The 16,380-nt window shown below is 65.2% G+C and carries 12 protein-coding genes; 6 read left to right on the top strand and 6 right to left on the bottom strand.

All coding sequences use genetic code 11. The features are described 5' to 3' along the window. Window positions 1-2,997, top strand: a 2,997-nt coding sequence (locus BN2475_RS30135; RefSeq protein WP_094783049.1) for a translocation/assembly module TamB domain-containing protein, incomplete at its 5' end; no start/stop codon positions are given. A 130-nt stretch (window positions 2,998-3,127) separates the two neighbouring features. On the opposite strand, the gene metG is transcribed toward BN2475_RS30135, so the two are convergent. Both metG and BN2475_RS30125 read right to left on the bottom strand, forming a co-directional pair. Then, window positions 3,128-5,272, bottom strand: coding sequence for a methionine--tRNA ligase (gene metG / locus BN2475_RS30130; protein WP_094783048.1), 2,145 nt, complete (start codon window positions 5,270-5,272; stop codon window positions 3,128-3,130). A 384-nt stretch (window positions 5,273-5,656) separates the two neighbouring features. Then, window positions 5,657-6,310, bottom strand: coding sequence for a YiaD family glycine zipper/OmpA-like lipoprotein (locus BN2475_RS30125; protein ID WP_094783047.1), 654 nt, complete (start codon window positions 6,308-6,310; stop codon window positions 5,657-5,659). Window positions 6,311-6,649: 339 nt separating this feature from the next. Between BN2475_RS30125 and apbC the strand changes: the two genes are divergently transcribed. The 5 genes from apbC (at window position 6,650) to BN2475_RS30100 (ending at window position 12,374) form a co-directional block, all read left to right on the top strand. After that, the gene (apbC, locus tag BN2475_RS30120; protein ID WP_094783046.1) at window positions 6,650-7,738 is read left to right on the top strand and encodes an iron-sulfur cluster carrier protein ApbC; all 1,089 of its coding nucleotides are present in this window, start codon (window positions 6,650-6,652) and stop codon (window positions 7,736-7,738) included. 120 nt (window positions 7,739-7,858) lie between these two features. Further along, window positions 7,859-8,392 carry a superoxide dismutase family protein gene (locus tag BN2475_RS30115; RefSeq protein ID WP_094783045.1) on the top strand — a complete coding sequence of 178 codons (534 nt, stop codon included), beginning with the start codon at window positions 7,859-7,861 and terminating at the stop codon, window positions 8,390-8,392. 311 nt (window positions 8,393-8,703) lie between these two features. Beyond that, window positions 8,704-9,273 carry a dCTP deaminase gene (gene dcd, locus BN2475_RS30110; RefSeq protein WP_094783044.1) on the top strand — a complete coding sequence of 190 codons (570 nt, stop codon included), beginning with the start codon at window positions 8,704-8,706 and terminating at the stop codon, window positions 9,271-9,273. Window positions 9,274-9,360: 87 nt separating this feature from the next. Then, on the top strand, window positions 9,361-11,646 hold the full coding sequence (locus BN2475_RS30105; RefSeq protein WP_094783043.1) for an arginine/lysine/ornithine decarboxylase: 2,286 nt from the start codon (window positions 9,361-9,363) through the stop codon (window positions 11,644-11,646). Between the two features lie 2 nt (window positions 11,647-11,648). Further along, entirely contained in the window at window positions 11,649-12,374 is a 726-nt protein-coding gene (locus tag BN2475_RS30100) for a lysozyme inhibitor LprI family protein (RefSeq protein ID WP_094783058.1), read from the top strand. Between the two features lie 54 nt (window positions 12,375-12,428). On the opposite strand, the gene BN2475_RS30095 is transcribed toward BN2475_RS30100, so the two are convergent. The 4 genes from BN2475_RS30095 to pgl all read right to left on the bottom strand — a co-directional run bounded on the left by BN2475_RS30095 (window position 12,429) and on the right by pgl (window position 16,232). Beyond that, window positions 12,429-13,355 (bottom strand): bestrophin family protein, encoded by a 927-nt coding sequence (locus tag BN2475_RS30095; protein WP_094783042.1) that lies wholly within the window; start codon window positions 13,353-13,355, stop codon window positions 12,429-12,431. A 61-nt stretch (window positions 13,356-13,416) separates the two neighbouring features. Then, window positions 13,417-13,590, bottom strand: a complete 174-nt coding sequence (locus BN2475_RS34430) for a hypothetical protein (protein WP_159444631.1) — start codon at window positions 13,588-13,590, stop codon at window positions 13,417-13,419. After that, window positions 13,562-15,478 (bottom strand): bifunctional transcriptional regulator/glucokinase, encoded by a 1,917-nt coding sequence (locus BN2475_RS30090; protein WP_094783041.1) that lies wholly within the window; start codon window positions 15,476-15,478, stop codon window positions 13,562-13,564. The genes BN2475_RS34430 and BN2475_RS30090 overlap by 29 nt, the downstream gene beginning before the upstream one ends. Then, window positions 15,456-16,232: a 6-phosphogluconolactonase gene (gene pgl / locus BN2475_RS30085; RefSeq protein ID WP_094783040.1), complete on the bottom strand. Its 777-nt coding sequence runs from the start codon at window positions 16,230-16,232 to the stop codon at window positions 15,456-15,458. Before pgl ends, BN2475_RS30090 begins: the two co-directional genes overlap by 23 nt. Window positions 16,233-16,380 lie beyond the last annotated feature (148 nt).

The following is a 16,380-nucleotide window of genomic DNA, read 5'->3' as shown; positions in this document are numbered from 1 at the left end:
CGCCTGTATTGGCCGGCCGATCTCGACTGGCTGCAGTTCGTGATGCGTCTGAAGGCGACCGGCATGCCGATCTCCGGGATGCAGGCGTGCGCGGCGCTGCGCGCGCAAGGCAAGGTGACGTTCGATCCCGCGCGGATGAGCTTCAACGACGTGCGTATCACATCGGGCCGAGGCCGCATCGATCTGTCCGGCGCGCTCAAGCACGACGCCAATTCCACCTACAACCTGAAAGCGCAGCTAACCGATTTCGACCCGTTGACGCTGACTTCGCAGATGCCGTCGCGCACGCCGGTGACGGCGCCGTCGCCCGCGGCGAGCCGCCCGCCGCAAGCGCGCACCGCGCACGCCGCGGCACTGGCGGGCAGCACCGCCGGCGCAAAAAGCGCGGCGCCGGGCGATCAGGCCGCTGCCATGGCGCAAAACACCGCCAAAGCCGTGGTGGAGGCCGAAGTCGTCCAGCGCAGAACGCCACTACCGCCCGCGTCGCCTCGTGCCGCGGCGCGCGGCGCAACGCCGGCGCGCAAGATCGAAGCGCGCGTGAACGGCACGCTCAGCGCGGCCGGCATGCTCGGTCCGGTCTTCACCACCAAGGCTGAATTCATGCTGGGCCCGAGCGTCTACGACAATCTGCCGCTGACGGGCAGCGGCACGATCCAGTTGGCCGGCTCCAGGATTTTGCCGAGTCGCGCGAATCTGTCGGTGGCGGGCAACCAGGTGGACTTGCAAGGCAGCTTCGGCGCGAGCGGCGACCGGCTGCGGTTTCGCGTCGACGCACCGCAGCTCGAGCGGCTCGGCTTCGGCCTCGCGGGCCTGATCGCCGCCGATGGCGACGTCACCGGCTCATTCGCGCATCCCAACGTGGTGCTGAACTACAAGGCCGAAAGCGTGGTGTTCGGCAGCAACCGTGTCGGCCATGCACAAGGCCGCGCCGAACTGCGCGATGGCACGAACGGCGTGCTCGCGTTCACCACCGACGCGCGCAATCTCAGCGCGGGTGGCGTCGATCTGACCACGCTCACGGCGCGCCTGTCCGGCACGCGCGCCAATCACACGCTCGAAGCCGCAGCCACCGGCAAGCTGCAGGACCGCCCGCTCGATCTGACGGTTGCCGCCAACGGCAAGCTGACCGAAGCGCGCGACGGCACGCGCTGGGACGGCACCGTGACCCGGCTGCAAAACCGTGGCACGCCGGCGTTGAATCTCGACTCGCCGCTTGCGGTGAGTGTCGCGCCGAGCCGGCTGACGCTCGGCGCGACACGTCTGACGCTAGAGAGCGCGGTGCTGAGCCTGAAATCGTTCGCGTTCGATCACGGCCGCATCCAGTCGGCGGGCAGCTTGACCGACGTTTCGCTCGCGCGGCTGCAGGAGTTGCGGCACGAGATCACCGGCGAGCCGCCGGCCGTCAGAACCGACCTGATGTTCGATGGCGACTGGGATTTCTCGCTCGGCGCCACGGCAAGCGGCCACATCCAGCTGCACCGGCGCAGCGGCGACGTCACCGTCGAAATCGGCCGGGGCCTCGCGTCGATGGGCATCGCCGATATCACGGCGCGCGCCGAATTCAGCGGCGGCGATCGCCTGAACGCGACGTTGCACGCGCAGGCGAGCCGGATCGGCGTGATCGACGCCGACGCGCACACGACGCTGGCGATGCGCGACGGCCTGCTGACGGTCAACCCGGAAGGCGCGCTGGCGGGCAGCGTGAACGCCAATGTGCCGTCACTGACAACGACCGGCGGCCTGTTCGGTCCGGGTTATCTGCTCGAAGGCCGCCTCGCGCTGCGGCTCGCGCTGGGTGGCACGGTCGCCAAACCGAGCGTGACCGGCTCGCTGGTCGGCGACGACCTGTCCGCGACGATGGTCGACCAGGGCATAAAGTTGAAGGACGGTGTGGTGCGCATTGCGCTGTCGGAGAATCTGGTGGACTTCCAGCAGGTCGAGTTTCACGGCGCGAGCGGTACGCTGCGCGCCATCGGCCGCGTGCGTCTGGACGGCGCGGAGCCGGATCTGACCGCGAGCATCGTGGCGGACAAGCTTGAACTGTTCGCGTCGCCGGATCGCAATCTGTCGTTGTCGGGCAGCGCGAGCGTCTCGAACGGCGGCGCGCAGCGCGGCATGGCGATCAACGGCAAATTCGTGGTCGACAGTGCATTGTTCGACCTGCCGGAGCAGGCCGCGCCGCGACTCGGCGACGACGTGGTGGTGATCCGCCCGGACGGCACCCGCTCGGGCGGGCGGCCGAGGCCGGTGGCGGGCGGCAACCAGCCGATCAGCCCATTTGCGCCGCACGCCAATATCGACATCAGCCTCGGCAATAATTTTCGCTTCCGCGGCAAGGGTGCCGACCTCGGCCTGACCGGAACGATCACCGCGATGAGCGCGCCGAACCTGCCGCTGCGCGTGGTCGGCAACGTGCGGGTCACCGAAGGCTCGACGTATACCGCGTTCGGCCGCAAGCTGGCCATCGAGAACGGCTTCTTCACGTTCAATGGTCCGGTGGCGAATCCCGGCATCAACATTCTGGCGATGCGCCGCAATCAGCAGGTCGAGGCGGGCGTGCAGGTCACGGGCACGATTCAGTCGCCGGTGGTGCGGCTGCTGTCGGAGCCGAGCGTGCCGGATAACGAAAAGCTCTCGTGGCTGCTGTTCGGCCACGGCACGGATCAAGGCAACAACCTTGGCCAGCAGAGCACGATGACCACGGCGCTTGCGCTGCTCGGCAGCGCGACGGGCCAGCGGATCGCGAAGACCGTCGGGCTCGACGAATTTTCGATCGGCCGCAGCGAGGTCGGGCTGACCGATCCGCAGGTAGTGATGGTGTCGAAGGCGATCAACGAGCGGCTCGTGATCGGCTACGAGCAGGGCCTGCAATCAGCCAGCAATGCGGTCAAGGCGACCATCAACCTGACGCGCTACTGGTCGCTGGTGACTTACGGCGGCACCTTCTATGGATTCGTCGTGCTGTATACGCGGCGCTTCGACCGGTTCAACTGGTGATGTTCAGGGCGCGGACGTCCGCATAACCGCCTCGCAAAGCGCACGCGCAAAAAAAAGCGGCACGCGTTGGCAAGCGTGCCGCTTTTTCGTATGTGCCCATAGCGCAAGACGCTGCGGGGGCCGCGGCGCGTTACTTCACGCGCATGCCCGGCTTCGCGCCGCTATCCGGTTCGAGTACGTACAGGCCCGGTTCGGCTTTTTCGTCGGTTGCCGATGCCGCCAGCACCATCCCCTCGGAGAGGCCGAACTTCATCTTGCGCGGCGCGAGGTTCGCGACCATCACCGTCAGCTTGCCGACCAGCTGCTCCGGCTGATATGCCGACTTGATGCCAGAGAACACGTTGCGGGTTTTCTCTTCGCCGACGTCGAGCGTCAGTTGCAGCAGCTTGTCCGAGCCTTCCACCGCCTTGCAGTCGACGATCTTCGCGATGCGCAGATCGATCTTCGCGAAGTCGTCGATCGAGATCACGTCGGAGGTTTCGTCTTTGGTTTCGTCTTTCGCCGCGGCTGCCGCCTTTGCGCTGGCCTTGTTTTTGGCGTTGGCCGGCGCCGCCGCTTCGGGCGTGGCCGTCAGCGAATCGCGATTGGCGGCCAGCAACGCTTCGATCTGCTTAGGATCGACGCGCGTCATCAGATGCTTGTAGGCGTTGATCGGCCGGCTGGAGACGAGCGGCACACTCGCGTCGGCCCACACCAGCGGCTCGATGCCGAGGAAGGCTTCGACCGCTTCGGCCAGCTTCGGCAACACCGGCTTCAGCGCGAGCGACAGCAGGCGGAACGCCTCGATGCTCACGCTGCAGGTTTCATGCAGCGCGACCGCGTTGGCCGGATCTTTCGCCTGATCCCACGGCTTCGCGCTGTCGACGTACGCGTTGACCGCATCGGCCAGTTCCATGGTCTGACGCAGCGCGCGGTTGTACTCGCGCGCTTCGTAGTTCGCGGCGATCTGCGGTACGGCGGCGCGCAGCGTGGCGAGCAGCGGGTGCTGCATCGCGCTGTCCTGCACGCGGCCATCGAAACGCTTGATCAGGAAACCTGCCGCGCGGCTCGCGATGTTCACGTACTTGCCGACCAGATCGCTGTTCACGCGCGCCTGGAAGTCGTCGAGGTTCAGGTCGAGGTCTTCCATGGTGCTGTTCAGCTTGGCCGCGAAGTAGTAGCGCAGCCACTCCGGATTCAGGCCCGTGTCGATCACGCTTTGCGCAGTGATGAAGGTGCCGCGCGACTTCGACATCTTCGCGCCGTCGACGGTCAGAAAGCCGTGCGCGAACACGTTGGTCGGCGTGCGGTGGCCGGAGAACTCGAGCATGGCCGGCCAGAACAGCGTGTGGAAATACAGGATGTCCTTGCCGATGAAGTGATACTGCTCGGCCTTCGAGCCGGCGCGAACCCACGCGTCGAAGTCGAGGCCGCGCTGTTCGGCGAGGTTCCTGAAGCTCGCGTAGTAGCCGATCGGCGCGTCCAGCCACACGTAGAAATACTTGCCCGGCGCACCCGGGATCTCGAAGCCGAAGTACGGCGCGTCACGCGAGATGTCCCAGTCGGCGAGCTTGGCTTCGCCAGCGTCGCCGAGCCACTCGCGCATCTTGTTGGTGGCTTCCGGCTGCGCCAGACCGCCCACCCACGCGCGCAGGAAATTCTCGCAGCGCGAATCGGACAGGCGGAAGAAATAGTGCGTCGATGTCTTGCGGATCGGCGTGGCGCCCGAGACGACCGAGTACGGATTGATCAGCTCGGTTGGCAGATACGTCGAGCCGCATACTTCGCAGCTGTCGCCGTACTGGTCTTTCGCGCCGCATTTCGGACATTCGCCCTTGATGAAGCGGTCCGGCAGGAACATTTCCTTGACCGGGTCGTACGCCTGCTCGATATCGCGCGCCTCGATCAGGCCCGCTTCCTTGAGCGCCAGGTAGACGCTTTCGCTGAGAACGCGGTTTTCTTCGGAATCGGTCGAGTAGTAATTGTCGAACGAAATACCGAAGCTGTCGAAATCGCGCTTGTGTTCTTTCCAAACGCGGTCGATCAGCTGCTTGGGCGTGAGGCCTTCCTTTTCCGCGCGCAGCATGACCGGCGTGCCGTGCGTGTCGTCGGCGCCCACGTAGTAGACCTCGTGCCCGTGCATTCGCAACGTCCGGACCCAGATGTCCGTCTGGATATATTCGACCAGATGGCCAATATGGATTTGCCCGTTCGCATACGGAAGGGCCGACGTGACGAGAATCTGACGACGGCCTGACGGCGCGTCTGCGGAGAGATCGGTTGCGGGTGCTGACATAAGGATGGTGGGAGCCTGCGGTGGGACGAAAGATTGATTCTAGCAGGGCGGGCGCCCGGCGCGGGGTGGGCCGCATGGGCGTACAGCCGGGCCGTCGCGGCGCTTGAAGGTTTGCAAACGGCGGGTTTGCAAACGGCGGGCGCGCAAACCGTGCGGCCAAAAAAAACCGGGGCTATTAACCCCGGAGCAACAACGACAAGAGGAGAATGGTGACGCGGCGGCTTCGCCAGCCACGTACCGTAAATAAAGACCGCGGATTTTCGCTAGAGTTCGAAATTTTTTCGTCGTCGTGCGAAATTTTCTTTCCGCCGCTTTTTACGTCCGGCCGGGCGCCACTGCCGACGACCCGGCGCCCTTCCGCGTCACGCTCCTGAAGCCCTGTCCTTATTGCGTCGCGTGCTGAGCCGTGGCGCGCAGATAGATTTCCACGCGCCGGTTGGCCGAACGGCCGGCTTCGGTGTTGTTATCGGCGATCGGCTGGTTCGGGCCCATGCCGGTCGCGGACAGGCGCTGCGGCGCGATACCGCGTTGCGCGAGGTAGCCCGTCACGCTTTGCGCGCGATTGACCGACAGCGTCTGGTTATAAGCCGCCGAGCCCGTGCTGTCGGTGTGGCCGACCACCGAGGCGACAACTTCCGGATTCTGCTGCAGGGTTTGCGCGAGCTCGTCCAGCACCGGTGAGAACGACGGCTTGATCGCGTAGCTGCTGGTGTCGAACGTGACCGAGCTCGGAATGTTCATCTTGAGCGAGCCGTCCGGCTGCTCGGTGATCTGCGTGCCGGTGCCCTTGGTCGCGCCCGACATGCGGTTGCGAATCGATTGCCAGTTGTAGCCGGTGATGCCGCCCACCGTCGCGCCGGCGGCGGCGCCGATCGCCGCACCCTTGCCGCCGCCGAAGATCGCCCCCAATGCCGCGCCGGTGCCGGCGCCCACGCCCGCGCCGACCGCGGTGTTGGTGCCCTGTTGGGTGGCGCAGCCCGCCAGCAGCGAGCCGGCAACGGCGAAAACGGCCAGGCGAGTCATGATTTTTGCGTTCATTTTCGAATCCTCTTGAGTGAAGCGAATAAAACCAGCGCTAGGGATCAATCTAGCTCATCAACCTTACGACGAAACGGCGGCGGAGCACTCAAAGTACGGAAATCCTAGTCTTGCTTCTGTCCGGTCCGACAGCGAAGAAGGGTCTTCCGGCAACGCCCGGCGTCAGCCACTACAATGATGGCTGAAGCACGCAGTGATGAGGCCCCACGGCGTTTCGCCTGCCCGAAGGGTGCCCGGCGCGCCTCTTTTTCGCAATGCCGCATAACAATTTCTTTCAAATCCCGGCGCGTGGGCGAAACTTCGATTTTCCGCGCCGTATCTGTTCCCCACGGAGTGTCAATGAGTATCGATCGGGCTTTGGTCGACGCTGCCCTCGCGGCCGTCACTGACCCCAACACCGGTGCGCCGTACGCGGCAGCCAGGAACATCAGGAATGTCGCCGTGGAGGGCGATACCGTCAGCCTTCAGGTGGTGCTCGGCTATCCCGCCATGCGCCAGTTCGCAGCGATCCGCACGCAGTTCGCCGATGCGTTGCGGGCCGTGCCCGGCGTCGCGAACTCGCGCGTCGAGGTATCGCAGCAGATCGCCGCGCATGCGGTGCAGCGCGGCGTGAAACTCCTGCCGAACGTCAAGAATATCGTCGCGGTGGCGTCGGGCAAGGGCGGCGTCGGCAAGAGCACGACCGCGGTGAACCTCGCGCTCGCGCTGGAGAGCGAAGGGGCGTCGGTGGGCGTGCTCGACGCGGACATCTACGGTCCGTCTTTGCCGATGATGCTTGGCATTGTCGGCCGCCCCGAATCGCCCGACGACAAGTCGATGAACCCGATGACCGGCCACGGCGTGCAGGCCAATTCGATCGGCTTCCTGATCGAGCAGGACAACCCGATGGTGTGGCGCGGCCCGATGGCCACCTCCGCGCTCGAACAGTTGCTGCGGCAAACCAACTGGCGTGATCTGGACTACCTGATCGTCGACATGCCGCCGGGCACCGGCGACATCCAGCTGACCTTGTCGCAGCGCGTGCCGGTGACCGGCGCGGTGATCGTCACGACGCCGCAGGACATCGCGTTGCTCGACGCGAAGAAGGGTCTCAAGATGTTCGAGAAGGTCGGCATTCCGATCCTCGGCATCGTCGAGAACATGGGCATGCATATCTGCTCGAACTGCGGCCACGAAGAGCCTATTTTCGGCGCCGGCGGCGGCGAGCGGATGAGCAAGGAATACGGCGTCGACGTGCTCGGCAGCCTGCCGCTCGACATCGCGATCCGTGAACAGGCCGACTCGGGCAATCCCACGGTCGTAGCCGACCCGAACGGGCGCATTGCGGAGATCTACCGGTCGATCGCGCGCAAGATGGCGATCCATATCGCCGAGCGGGCTCGCGACATGACGTCGAAGTTTCCCAATATCGTTGTGCAAAACACCTGACTAGCCTTTCGGACAAGGGCCCGAGGCGTCTATTTGCGCCAGGTCTCGCGGTATCATGTCGACTTCACAGGTTCGGCTCGGCGGCCGCAGGGGCGGCCGCCAGGTCGGCAAGAGGATCGCATGGGAAAACGAATCGACGGGCAGGCGGTGCATGCGTTCATCGTCCTGACTGCCAGCTGTGTGCTGTTGTGCGGCTGTAGCGTGTTCCTAAGACCGCAGGAAAAGCGCGCCGACGCGCAGTTGTTGCCCACCGTGGGCAATCAGGCGCGCGGCCTCGTGACGTTCATCGAGCACTCGGACGGCGTGCAGGTCACCTACAATCTCGCGGGCTTGCCGCCCAATAGCGACCACGCGTTGCAAATCCACGAGCGGGGCGACTGCATCGCCGCCGATGGCTCCAGCGCGGGCCAGATCTTCTCGCCGGCCGCCGGGCGTCTGAAAGCGGGCGCGCGGGTCGAAGGCGATCTCGCCAACATTCACGCGGACGCGAACGGTGTGGCCACCGGCTTCATCGTTGCGCCGGACGTGTCGCTCGACGGCATCCGCTCGGTGTTGCAGCGCGCGATCGTACTGCATCACGATGTGAGCGATCCGTATGCTTATCCGCAGCACGGCGCGGGCCTCGCGCTCGCCTGCGGCGTGATTCGTCAGTGAGCGACGGCCGCGCCCGGTTTGCGGTCCGTGTTGCGGTCCATGCTTGCGGTGGCCAGTGCGCGTCGCGGAGCTCACCTGCGGCACCATGCTCGTGATCGCGTAAAATGAGCGCCTTCCGTCGGGGGGGCTGCCTCGAGTCCGCCGCTGGGCGTGCGCCCAGCCGTCGCGGCATGGCCCGTTGCAGGGCACGCGGCCCGCGCCGCCGGCCGCAGGGACGGCGAAGTCAGCGCCCATAACCTGAAAGTTGCCCGGTATCACCGGGTTGTTATCCGTCACACACCTGTCATTCACGTCGAGCAGCGTTCACCTTTATGACCATCAAATCCGACAAGTGGATCCGGCGCATGGCCGAGTCGCACAAGATGATCCAGCCGTTTGCGCCCGATCAGGTTCGCGTCTCCGAAGAAGGCCGGAAGATTGTCAGCTACGGCACCTCGAGCTATGGCTACGACATCCGCTGCGCCGACGAATTCAAGATCTTCACGAACATCAACTCGACCATCGTCGATCCGAAGAACTTTGACGAGAAGTCGTTTGTCGATTTCAAGGGTGACGTCTGCATCATCCCGCCGAACTCGTTCGCGCTCGCGCGCACCGTCGAGTATTTCCGCATTCCGCGCAGCGTGCTGACCGTGTGTCTGGGCAAGTCCACGTACGCGCGCTGCGGGATCATCGTCAACGTGACGCCGTTCGAGCCGGAATGGGAAGGCCACGTCACGCTCGAGTTCTCGAACACGACACCTTTGCCTGCGAAAATCTACGCGAACGAAGGCGTCGCCCAGGTGCTGTTTTTCGAAAGCGACGAGATTTGTGAAACGTCGTACGCGGATCGCGGCGGCAAATATCAAGGTCAGCACGGCGTCACGTTGCCCAAGACGTGAGCCCGGCAGCGCACTGACCCACCAGATACACAGGGTGACCGCTGCAATTTAGAGAATGCAGCGGTCGTTCTTTTTGGAGAACCGTCCATGAAGTTCCGTTTTCCCGTCGTCATCATCGACGAAGATTTCCGCTCCGAGAACATCTCCGGTTCCGGCATCCGCGCTTTGGCCGAAGCCATCGAGAAAGAAGGCGCGGAAGTGCTCGGGTTGACGAGCTACGGCGATCTGACCTCGTTCGCGCAGCAGTCGAGCCGCGCGTCGTGCTTCATCCTGTCGATCGACGACGATGAACTGTTGCCGTACGTCGATAACGTGGTCGTCGAAGGCGAGACGCCGGAGCTCGCGGCCGCGATCGTCGCGTTGCGCGCGTTCGTGACCGAAGTGCGCCGCCGCAACGCCGACATCCCGATCTTCCTGTACGGCGAGACGCGTACCTCGCGCCATCTGCCGAACGACATCCTGCGCGAGCTGCACGGCTTCATCCACATGTTCGAGGACACGCCGGAGTTCGTCGCACGCCACATCATCCGCGAGGCGAAGGTGTATCTGGACTCGCTCGCGCCGCCGTTCTTCAAGGAACTGGTGCAGTACGCGGAAGAAGGTTCGTACTCGTGGCACTGCCCGGGTCACTCGGGTGGCGTCGCGTTCCTGAAGAGTCCGCTCGGCCAGATGTTCCACCAGTTTTTCGGCGAGAACATGCTGCGCGCCGACGTCTGCAACGCGGTCGACGAACTCGGCCAGCTGCTGGATCACACGGGTCCGGTGGCGGCCTCGGAGCGCAACGCCGCGCGCATCTTCAGCGCCGACCACGTGTTCTTCGTGACCAATGGCACCTCGACGTCGAACAAGATCGTCTGGCACGGCACCGTGGCGCCGGGCGACATCGTGCTGGTGGACCGCAACTGCCACAAGTCGATCCTGCACGCGATCACGATGACCGGGGCGATTCCGGTGTTCCTCACGCCGACGCGCAACAACTTCGGCATCATCGGCCCGATTCCGCGCAGCGAGTTCGAGCCGGAGAACATCCGCAAGAAGATCGAGGCGAATCCGTTCGCCCGCGAAGCGCTCGCGAAGAACCCGAACCTGAAGCCGCGCATCCTGACGATCACGCAAAGCACCTACGACGGTGTGGTCTACAACGTCGAGATGATCAAGCAGATGCTGGGCGACTGGCTGGACACGCTGCACTTCGACGAGGCCTGGCTGCCGCACGCCGAATTCCACGAGTTCTATCAGGACATGCACGCGATCGGCGCGGGCCGTCCGCGCATCGGTGCGATGGTGTTCGCGACGCACTCCACGCACAAGCTGCTCGCCGGCATTTCGCAGGCCTCGCAGATCGTCGTGCAGGATTCGAAGAACAGCCGCTTCGACAAGCATCGCTTCAACGAAGCGTATCTGATGCACACGTCGACCAGCCCGCAGTACGCGATCATCGCGTCGTGCGACGTGGCCGCGGCGATGATGGAAGCGCCGGGCGGCACGGCACTGGTCGAGGAGTCGATCGCCGAGGCGCTCGACTTCCGCCGCGCGATGAGCAAGGTCGACGCCGAGTACGGCGACGACTGGTTCTTCAAGGTGTGGGGCCCCGACCAGTTCGCCGAGGAAGGCATCGGCTCGCGCGAAGACTGGATGCTGCGGCCGAACGATCCGTGGCATGGCTTCGGCCCGCTCGCCGAAGGCTTCAACATGCTCGACCCGATCAAGGCGACCATCGTCACGCCGGGTCTGGATATGGACGGCGGCTTCGGCGAAACCGGCATTCCGGCCGCGATCGTCACGAAGTACCTGGCCGAGCACGGCATCATCGTCGAGAAGACCGGGCTGTACTCGTTCTTCATCATGTTCACGATCGGCATCACCAAGGGCCGCTGGAACTCGATGGTGACCGAGCTTCAGCAGTTCAAGGACGACTACGACAACAACCAGCCGCTGTGGCGCGTGCTGCCCGAGTTCGTCTCGCATCATCCGATGTACGAGCGCGTCGGCCTGCGCGACCTGTGCCAGCAGATCCACAGCGTCTATCGCGCGAACGACATCGCGCGCCTGACGACCGAGATGTACCTGTCGAGCATGGAGCCGGCGATGAAGCCGTCCGATGCGTTCGCCAAGCTCGCGCACCGCGAGATCGACCGGGTGCCGATCGACGAGCTCGAAGGGCGCGTCACGTCGATCCTGTTGACACCGTATCCGCCGGGCATTCCGCTGCTGATCCCGGGCGAGCGCTTCAACCGGACCATCGTCAACTATCTGCGTTTCGCCCGCGAATTCAACGAGCGCTTCCCGGGTTTCCACACGGACATTCACGGGCTCGTCGGCGAAATGATCAACGGGCGCATCGAATACTTCGTCGATTGCGTGCGCGGCTGACGATGCGCTCGCTGAGGTCCCGCCCTCGCGTCGCTGGCTGGCGGCGCGGGTTGTGTGCGCTGACGGTGGCGTCGGCGACGCTCTTCGGTGCGGCGTTGCCGGCTGCGCATGCCGAGGTCGGCGCCGCCGATCCCATCGACACGGCGATGCGCTCGTGTCTGGCGCGCAGCGACATGTCGACGACGGCGGGGCAGGTGCAGTGCATGGACAACGCGCGGATCGGCTGGAAGGCCGCGCTGGACAGCGCGTGGCAGCAGCTTCTGGCGAAGTTGCCGCCCGCGCGGCGCAAGCTGTGGCAAAAGAGCCAGGCAAGCTGGCTGGCCTCGCGCGAAGCCGAGAAGCAGTTGCTCGCCGCCGTGTTCGCGACGACCCAAGGCTCGATGTACGTGCTGTCCGAAGCGGACATGCAGTTGCAGCCAGTGCGCGACCGGGCGCTGGTGGTGCGCCGCGCGGTGGCCGACGCCGGCGGCACGCCGCCGCTGCGTCCACGTGCGTGTGGCGCGGACGCGCAATGCGAACACGCGATGTTCGATCTGAACCGTTACTACCGCCGCCTGCAGGCGAAAATGCCGGCGCATTCGCGTCCGACGCTGGTGCGCGCGCAACGAGCCTGGAACGCGTATCTGGCCGACACCACGGCGGTGGTCGACGAGCGCGGCCGCATCGATATCATCGGCGCGCGGGTGGCGACGCTCAAGCGCTTGTCGGAAACGGTCGGCAACCACTGAACGCGCGTCATGCTACGAACGCCACGCTATGGGCACCGCGCGGACGCCGCGCATTCAATCGAGCAGGTAGTCCTCGGCTTGCGGGCTGGGCAGCGTCAGCGCTGATTCGCCGCGCAGGTCGCGTAGCGCATCCTCGGTTATCACCGACATCAGGTTGAGCGCGAGGTCGTTGTCGTCGGTGCCGAAGGGCTCTTCGAGTTGCGAGGCGATCGCTTCGTGCGCCATGAAGGTGTACGCGACGAACACCGCGAACACCGGCGTGAAGATGCCGATGCTGTCCACGAGTCCGAATGGCAACGACGCGCAAAAGAAGTACACGGTGCGGTGAATCATCACCGAGTACGCGAACGGCAGCGGCGTCGACACGATGCGCTCGCATCCGCCGATTACATCCGATAGTCCATTCAGGTTCCGGTCGAACGCGATGACCGCCATCGGATCGATCGCGCCCGCGCGTGCGTGGCGCTGCACCCATTCGCCGAGGAAGAGCATCAAGGTCGCGGGCTTGTAGCGCGATGCGATGACGCGCTCGAAGAGCGGCGCGGGCAGACGCGCGGCGAGATCGTCGCGCGGCTCGGTCTTGCGCAGCTGATGGCGTAGCGCATGAGGAAGCGCGCCGAGCGCAGCGAAGAATTCGCCGAATTCTTCTTGCGGCAAGTGCCTGCTCGGCAACGTCAGCGCCTGGCGCGTGAGCGAGCGCGTTTCGTTCAACAGCTGGCCCCACAGCCTGCGCGCTTCCCACCAGCGGTCGTAGCTGGCGTTGTTTCTGAAGCCGAGGAACACCGCGAGCGCGATGCCGATCAGCGAGAAGGGCGCAGTGGTGTTGAGATTCAGCGTGACCGGCAGCAGGTGGTCGTGGGCGGCCACCGCGACGACGGAAATGCAGAAGATCAGGCCGAGCCGCGGCAGCAACTGCGGCAGGACCGAGCCCCGCCACGCGAGCAGCATGCGGAACCAATGGAGGTGCGGGCGGATGATCATCGGGTTGGGCGCGGCGTCTCGGGCGATAGAAGACCTATTATCGCTTTTTGTCCGCGCGGCGCTACTCGCTGCGCGCCGTATTCAGGCGCGCAACGAGGGGCCGACCGCACCGCGCATCATCGACGATGCCGCGGCGCGGGCCGACCCGCAGGCCGACCCACATGCCGACCCACATGCCGACCCGCATGCCGACCCGCAGGCCCGATTCAATCGCGAGCCGACGAGGCTGCTCCATGACTCAGCCAGTCCAGCACCGCGGCGGCATCGTCGTCGGCGCCCTCGCGCGCCTTCGCGACCGTCTCCGCCACATCGGCGCTCGGCACCGCGCGGCGAATCGCGACGCCCACCGCCAGAATGTCGATCATCACCAGATGCAGGATCCGCGAAATCATCGACAGCTGCGACTCGCGAATCTCGATGTGATCGGTTTCCAGCGCGACGGTGGCGCGCTTGGCGAGCGGCGTGTTGCTCGACGTGATCGCGATCACCTTGGCACCGGCCTGCATCGCCACATCGAGCACGCGCAGCAACTCGGGCGCGCGGCCCGACTTCGACACCGCGACGATCACATCGCCCTTGCCGAGCAACGCGGCCGACGCGGCCTGCATGTACAGATCGCCGTAGGCAATCGTCGGGATACCGAAGCGGAAGAACTTGTAGTGCGCGTCCTGCGCGACGATGTTCGAATTGCCGAGCCCATAGAACTCGATGCGCCGCGCGCCGTTCAACAGATCGATCGCGCGCTCGACGTGCTCGAAGTTCAGATGCTCGCGCAACTGCAGAATCGCCGACACGGTGTTGTCCAGCACCTTCGCGCCGAAGTCCGTCGCCGTATCGCCGAGGTGCACCTGACTATGGCTCACCGGAATGGTGCCGGTCAGACCCGTCGCCAGCTTCAGCTTGAAATCGGACAGACCCTGGCAGCCAAGCGAGCGACAGAAACGGATCACCGTCGGCTGACTGACGTCGGCCTTGCGCGCGATGTCGACGATCGGATCGTTGATGATCGAACGCGGATGGTTCAGCGCGAGATCCGCGACACGGCGCTCGGCTGGCGTCAGCGCATCGCGCATCTGGCGAATCCGCTCGAACACCGCCGACGAACTGCCGCCCGCGCGGTTCGACAGCTGTTCGGCAAGAATCGCCGAAACGCCGAGAAATGCCGGGTATTCGGCGGTGATCACGTAGGTCGGCACGTTCTGCAGATACGCCTCGAAGCGGCCCTTCGCCTCGAAGCGCTTGCGAAACGATGAGCGCGCAAAGAACTCACCGAGCCGCGGCACGACGCCGCCGCCGATGTAGATGCCGCCCAGTGCGCCGAGCGTTACCGCGATATTGCCCGCGAAGGTGCCGAGAATGCCGCAGAACACATCGACGGATTCGGCCGCGAGTGGCTCGCCGGCGAGCGCGCGCTTGACGACCTCGCTGGTGTCGACGCTGGCCGCCACGCGCTTCTTGTCGCGGCCCGCCAGCGCACGGTAAATCACTTCGATGCCGGGGCCCGCGGCCACGCGTTCGAACGACACGTGCGACCACTTCTTGCGCGCGTACTGCAAGACGATGTCTTCGCGTTCGTCGACCGGCGCGAAGGTGGCGTGGCCGCCTTCGCTGCCGAGCGCGATCCAGCGGTCGTCGGCGGGAATCAGGCCGGATACGCCCATGCCGGTGCCCGGACCGAGCAGGCCGATCACGCTGTTCGGACGCCGTGCGCCGCCGCCCACCTGCACGCGTTGCGCGTCGGTGAGGCCGGGCAGCGCCATCGCCAGTGCGGTGAAGTCGTTCACCACCAGCAGCGTGTCGAAGCCGAGCGTGCGCCGCGTCGCTTCGATCGAAAAGGTCCAGTCGTGATTCGTCATGCTGACCTGATCGCCGTCGACCGGATTCGCAATCGCAATCGCCGCATGATTCACACGGCCAATCTTGTTGTCCTTCAGATACTTCTTGATGACATCGACGACGCTCGGATAGTCGGCGCACGGATAGACCCGCACGGAGCCGACTTCGCCCGGGCCCGTCTCGAGCGCGAAGCGCGCATTGGTGCCGCCGATGTCGGCCAGCAGCCTCGGTCCGTCGGCGTGCTGGCCCGCGCCCGGTACAGCCTTAGTTTGCAGACCAGTAGACATCGAGTCTCACTCCCTTGTCGTTTGCCAACTGCGAGATGGCATTTTTTTGTAGCGAAGCGGCGGCGGCATTCAGCACGTCCATCTTGCGTGGTCCTGAGATCAGCAGGAACAGGTGCTTCACCTGTTTCAACGCGCTGAGCGACCAGCTCACGCGCGCATGCGGCGCGCTGCCGGGATGCACGGCGACGAAGTGCCCGGCGGTGGTGATCGCGTGATCCCATTCGGGCGCGTCGGCGAAGATCGACGCGGTGTGGCCGTCTTCGCCCATGCCGAGAATCGCGACATCGGGCACCGCGGCGAAGCGCGGGTCGGCGTTCAGCGCGGCGACGTGCGCGTGCAGATCCTCGGCGGTATCGACCAGCGGCCAGAACGTGGCGTTGCATGCGGCGTTCTGCAGCAACGTGGCGTGCACCAGTTGCGCGTTGCTTGCGCTGTCCGTCTCCGGCACCCAGCGGTCGTCGACCAGCGTCACCGCGATGCGCGCCCAGTCGAAGGCTTGCGTGGACAACGTTTGCAGGAACGGACGCGGACTGCTGCCGCCGGACACTGCAAGCATGGCCTGGCGCGCGCCTGGGGCGGACGTGCCGGTGGTGGACGTGCTGGTAGCGGACGTGCCGGTGGCGGACGCGCCAGTCATGGCCGCACCAGTGGCGGCCGCCTGTGCGGCGAGCGACGCATGTAACGCGTCGCCGACCGCTTTCGCCAACGCGTCGGATTGGGCGCGTTGGTCGTCGAAAGCGTGAAGCTCGATCACTTCTCCTCCGTGCTGCTTTCTTTTGTTAGCTCTGCGGAATTTGCCGTACTGCTCTCACGCGCTGCCTGCAAAGTGGGATGACTTGCAGGCGCCTTCGCGATACCGGCGCCATTCCGTTCAGTTCGTCGGTGGGTCTTGCTGGCGCCGC

Origin of the sequence: Paraburkholderia ribeironis, from assembly GCF_900019265.1 — a bacterium.
In the GTDB taxonomy this organism is placed as follows: domain Bacteria; phylum Pseudomonadota; class Gammaproteobacteria; order Burkholderiales; family Burkholderiaceae; genus Paraburkholderia; species Paraburkholderia ribeironis.
This window is presented reverse-complemented; position numbering and strand designations above follow the sequence as displayed.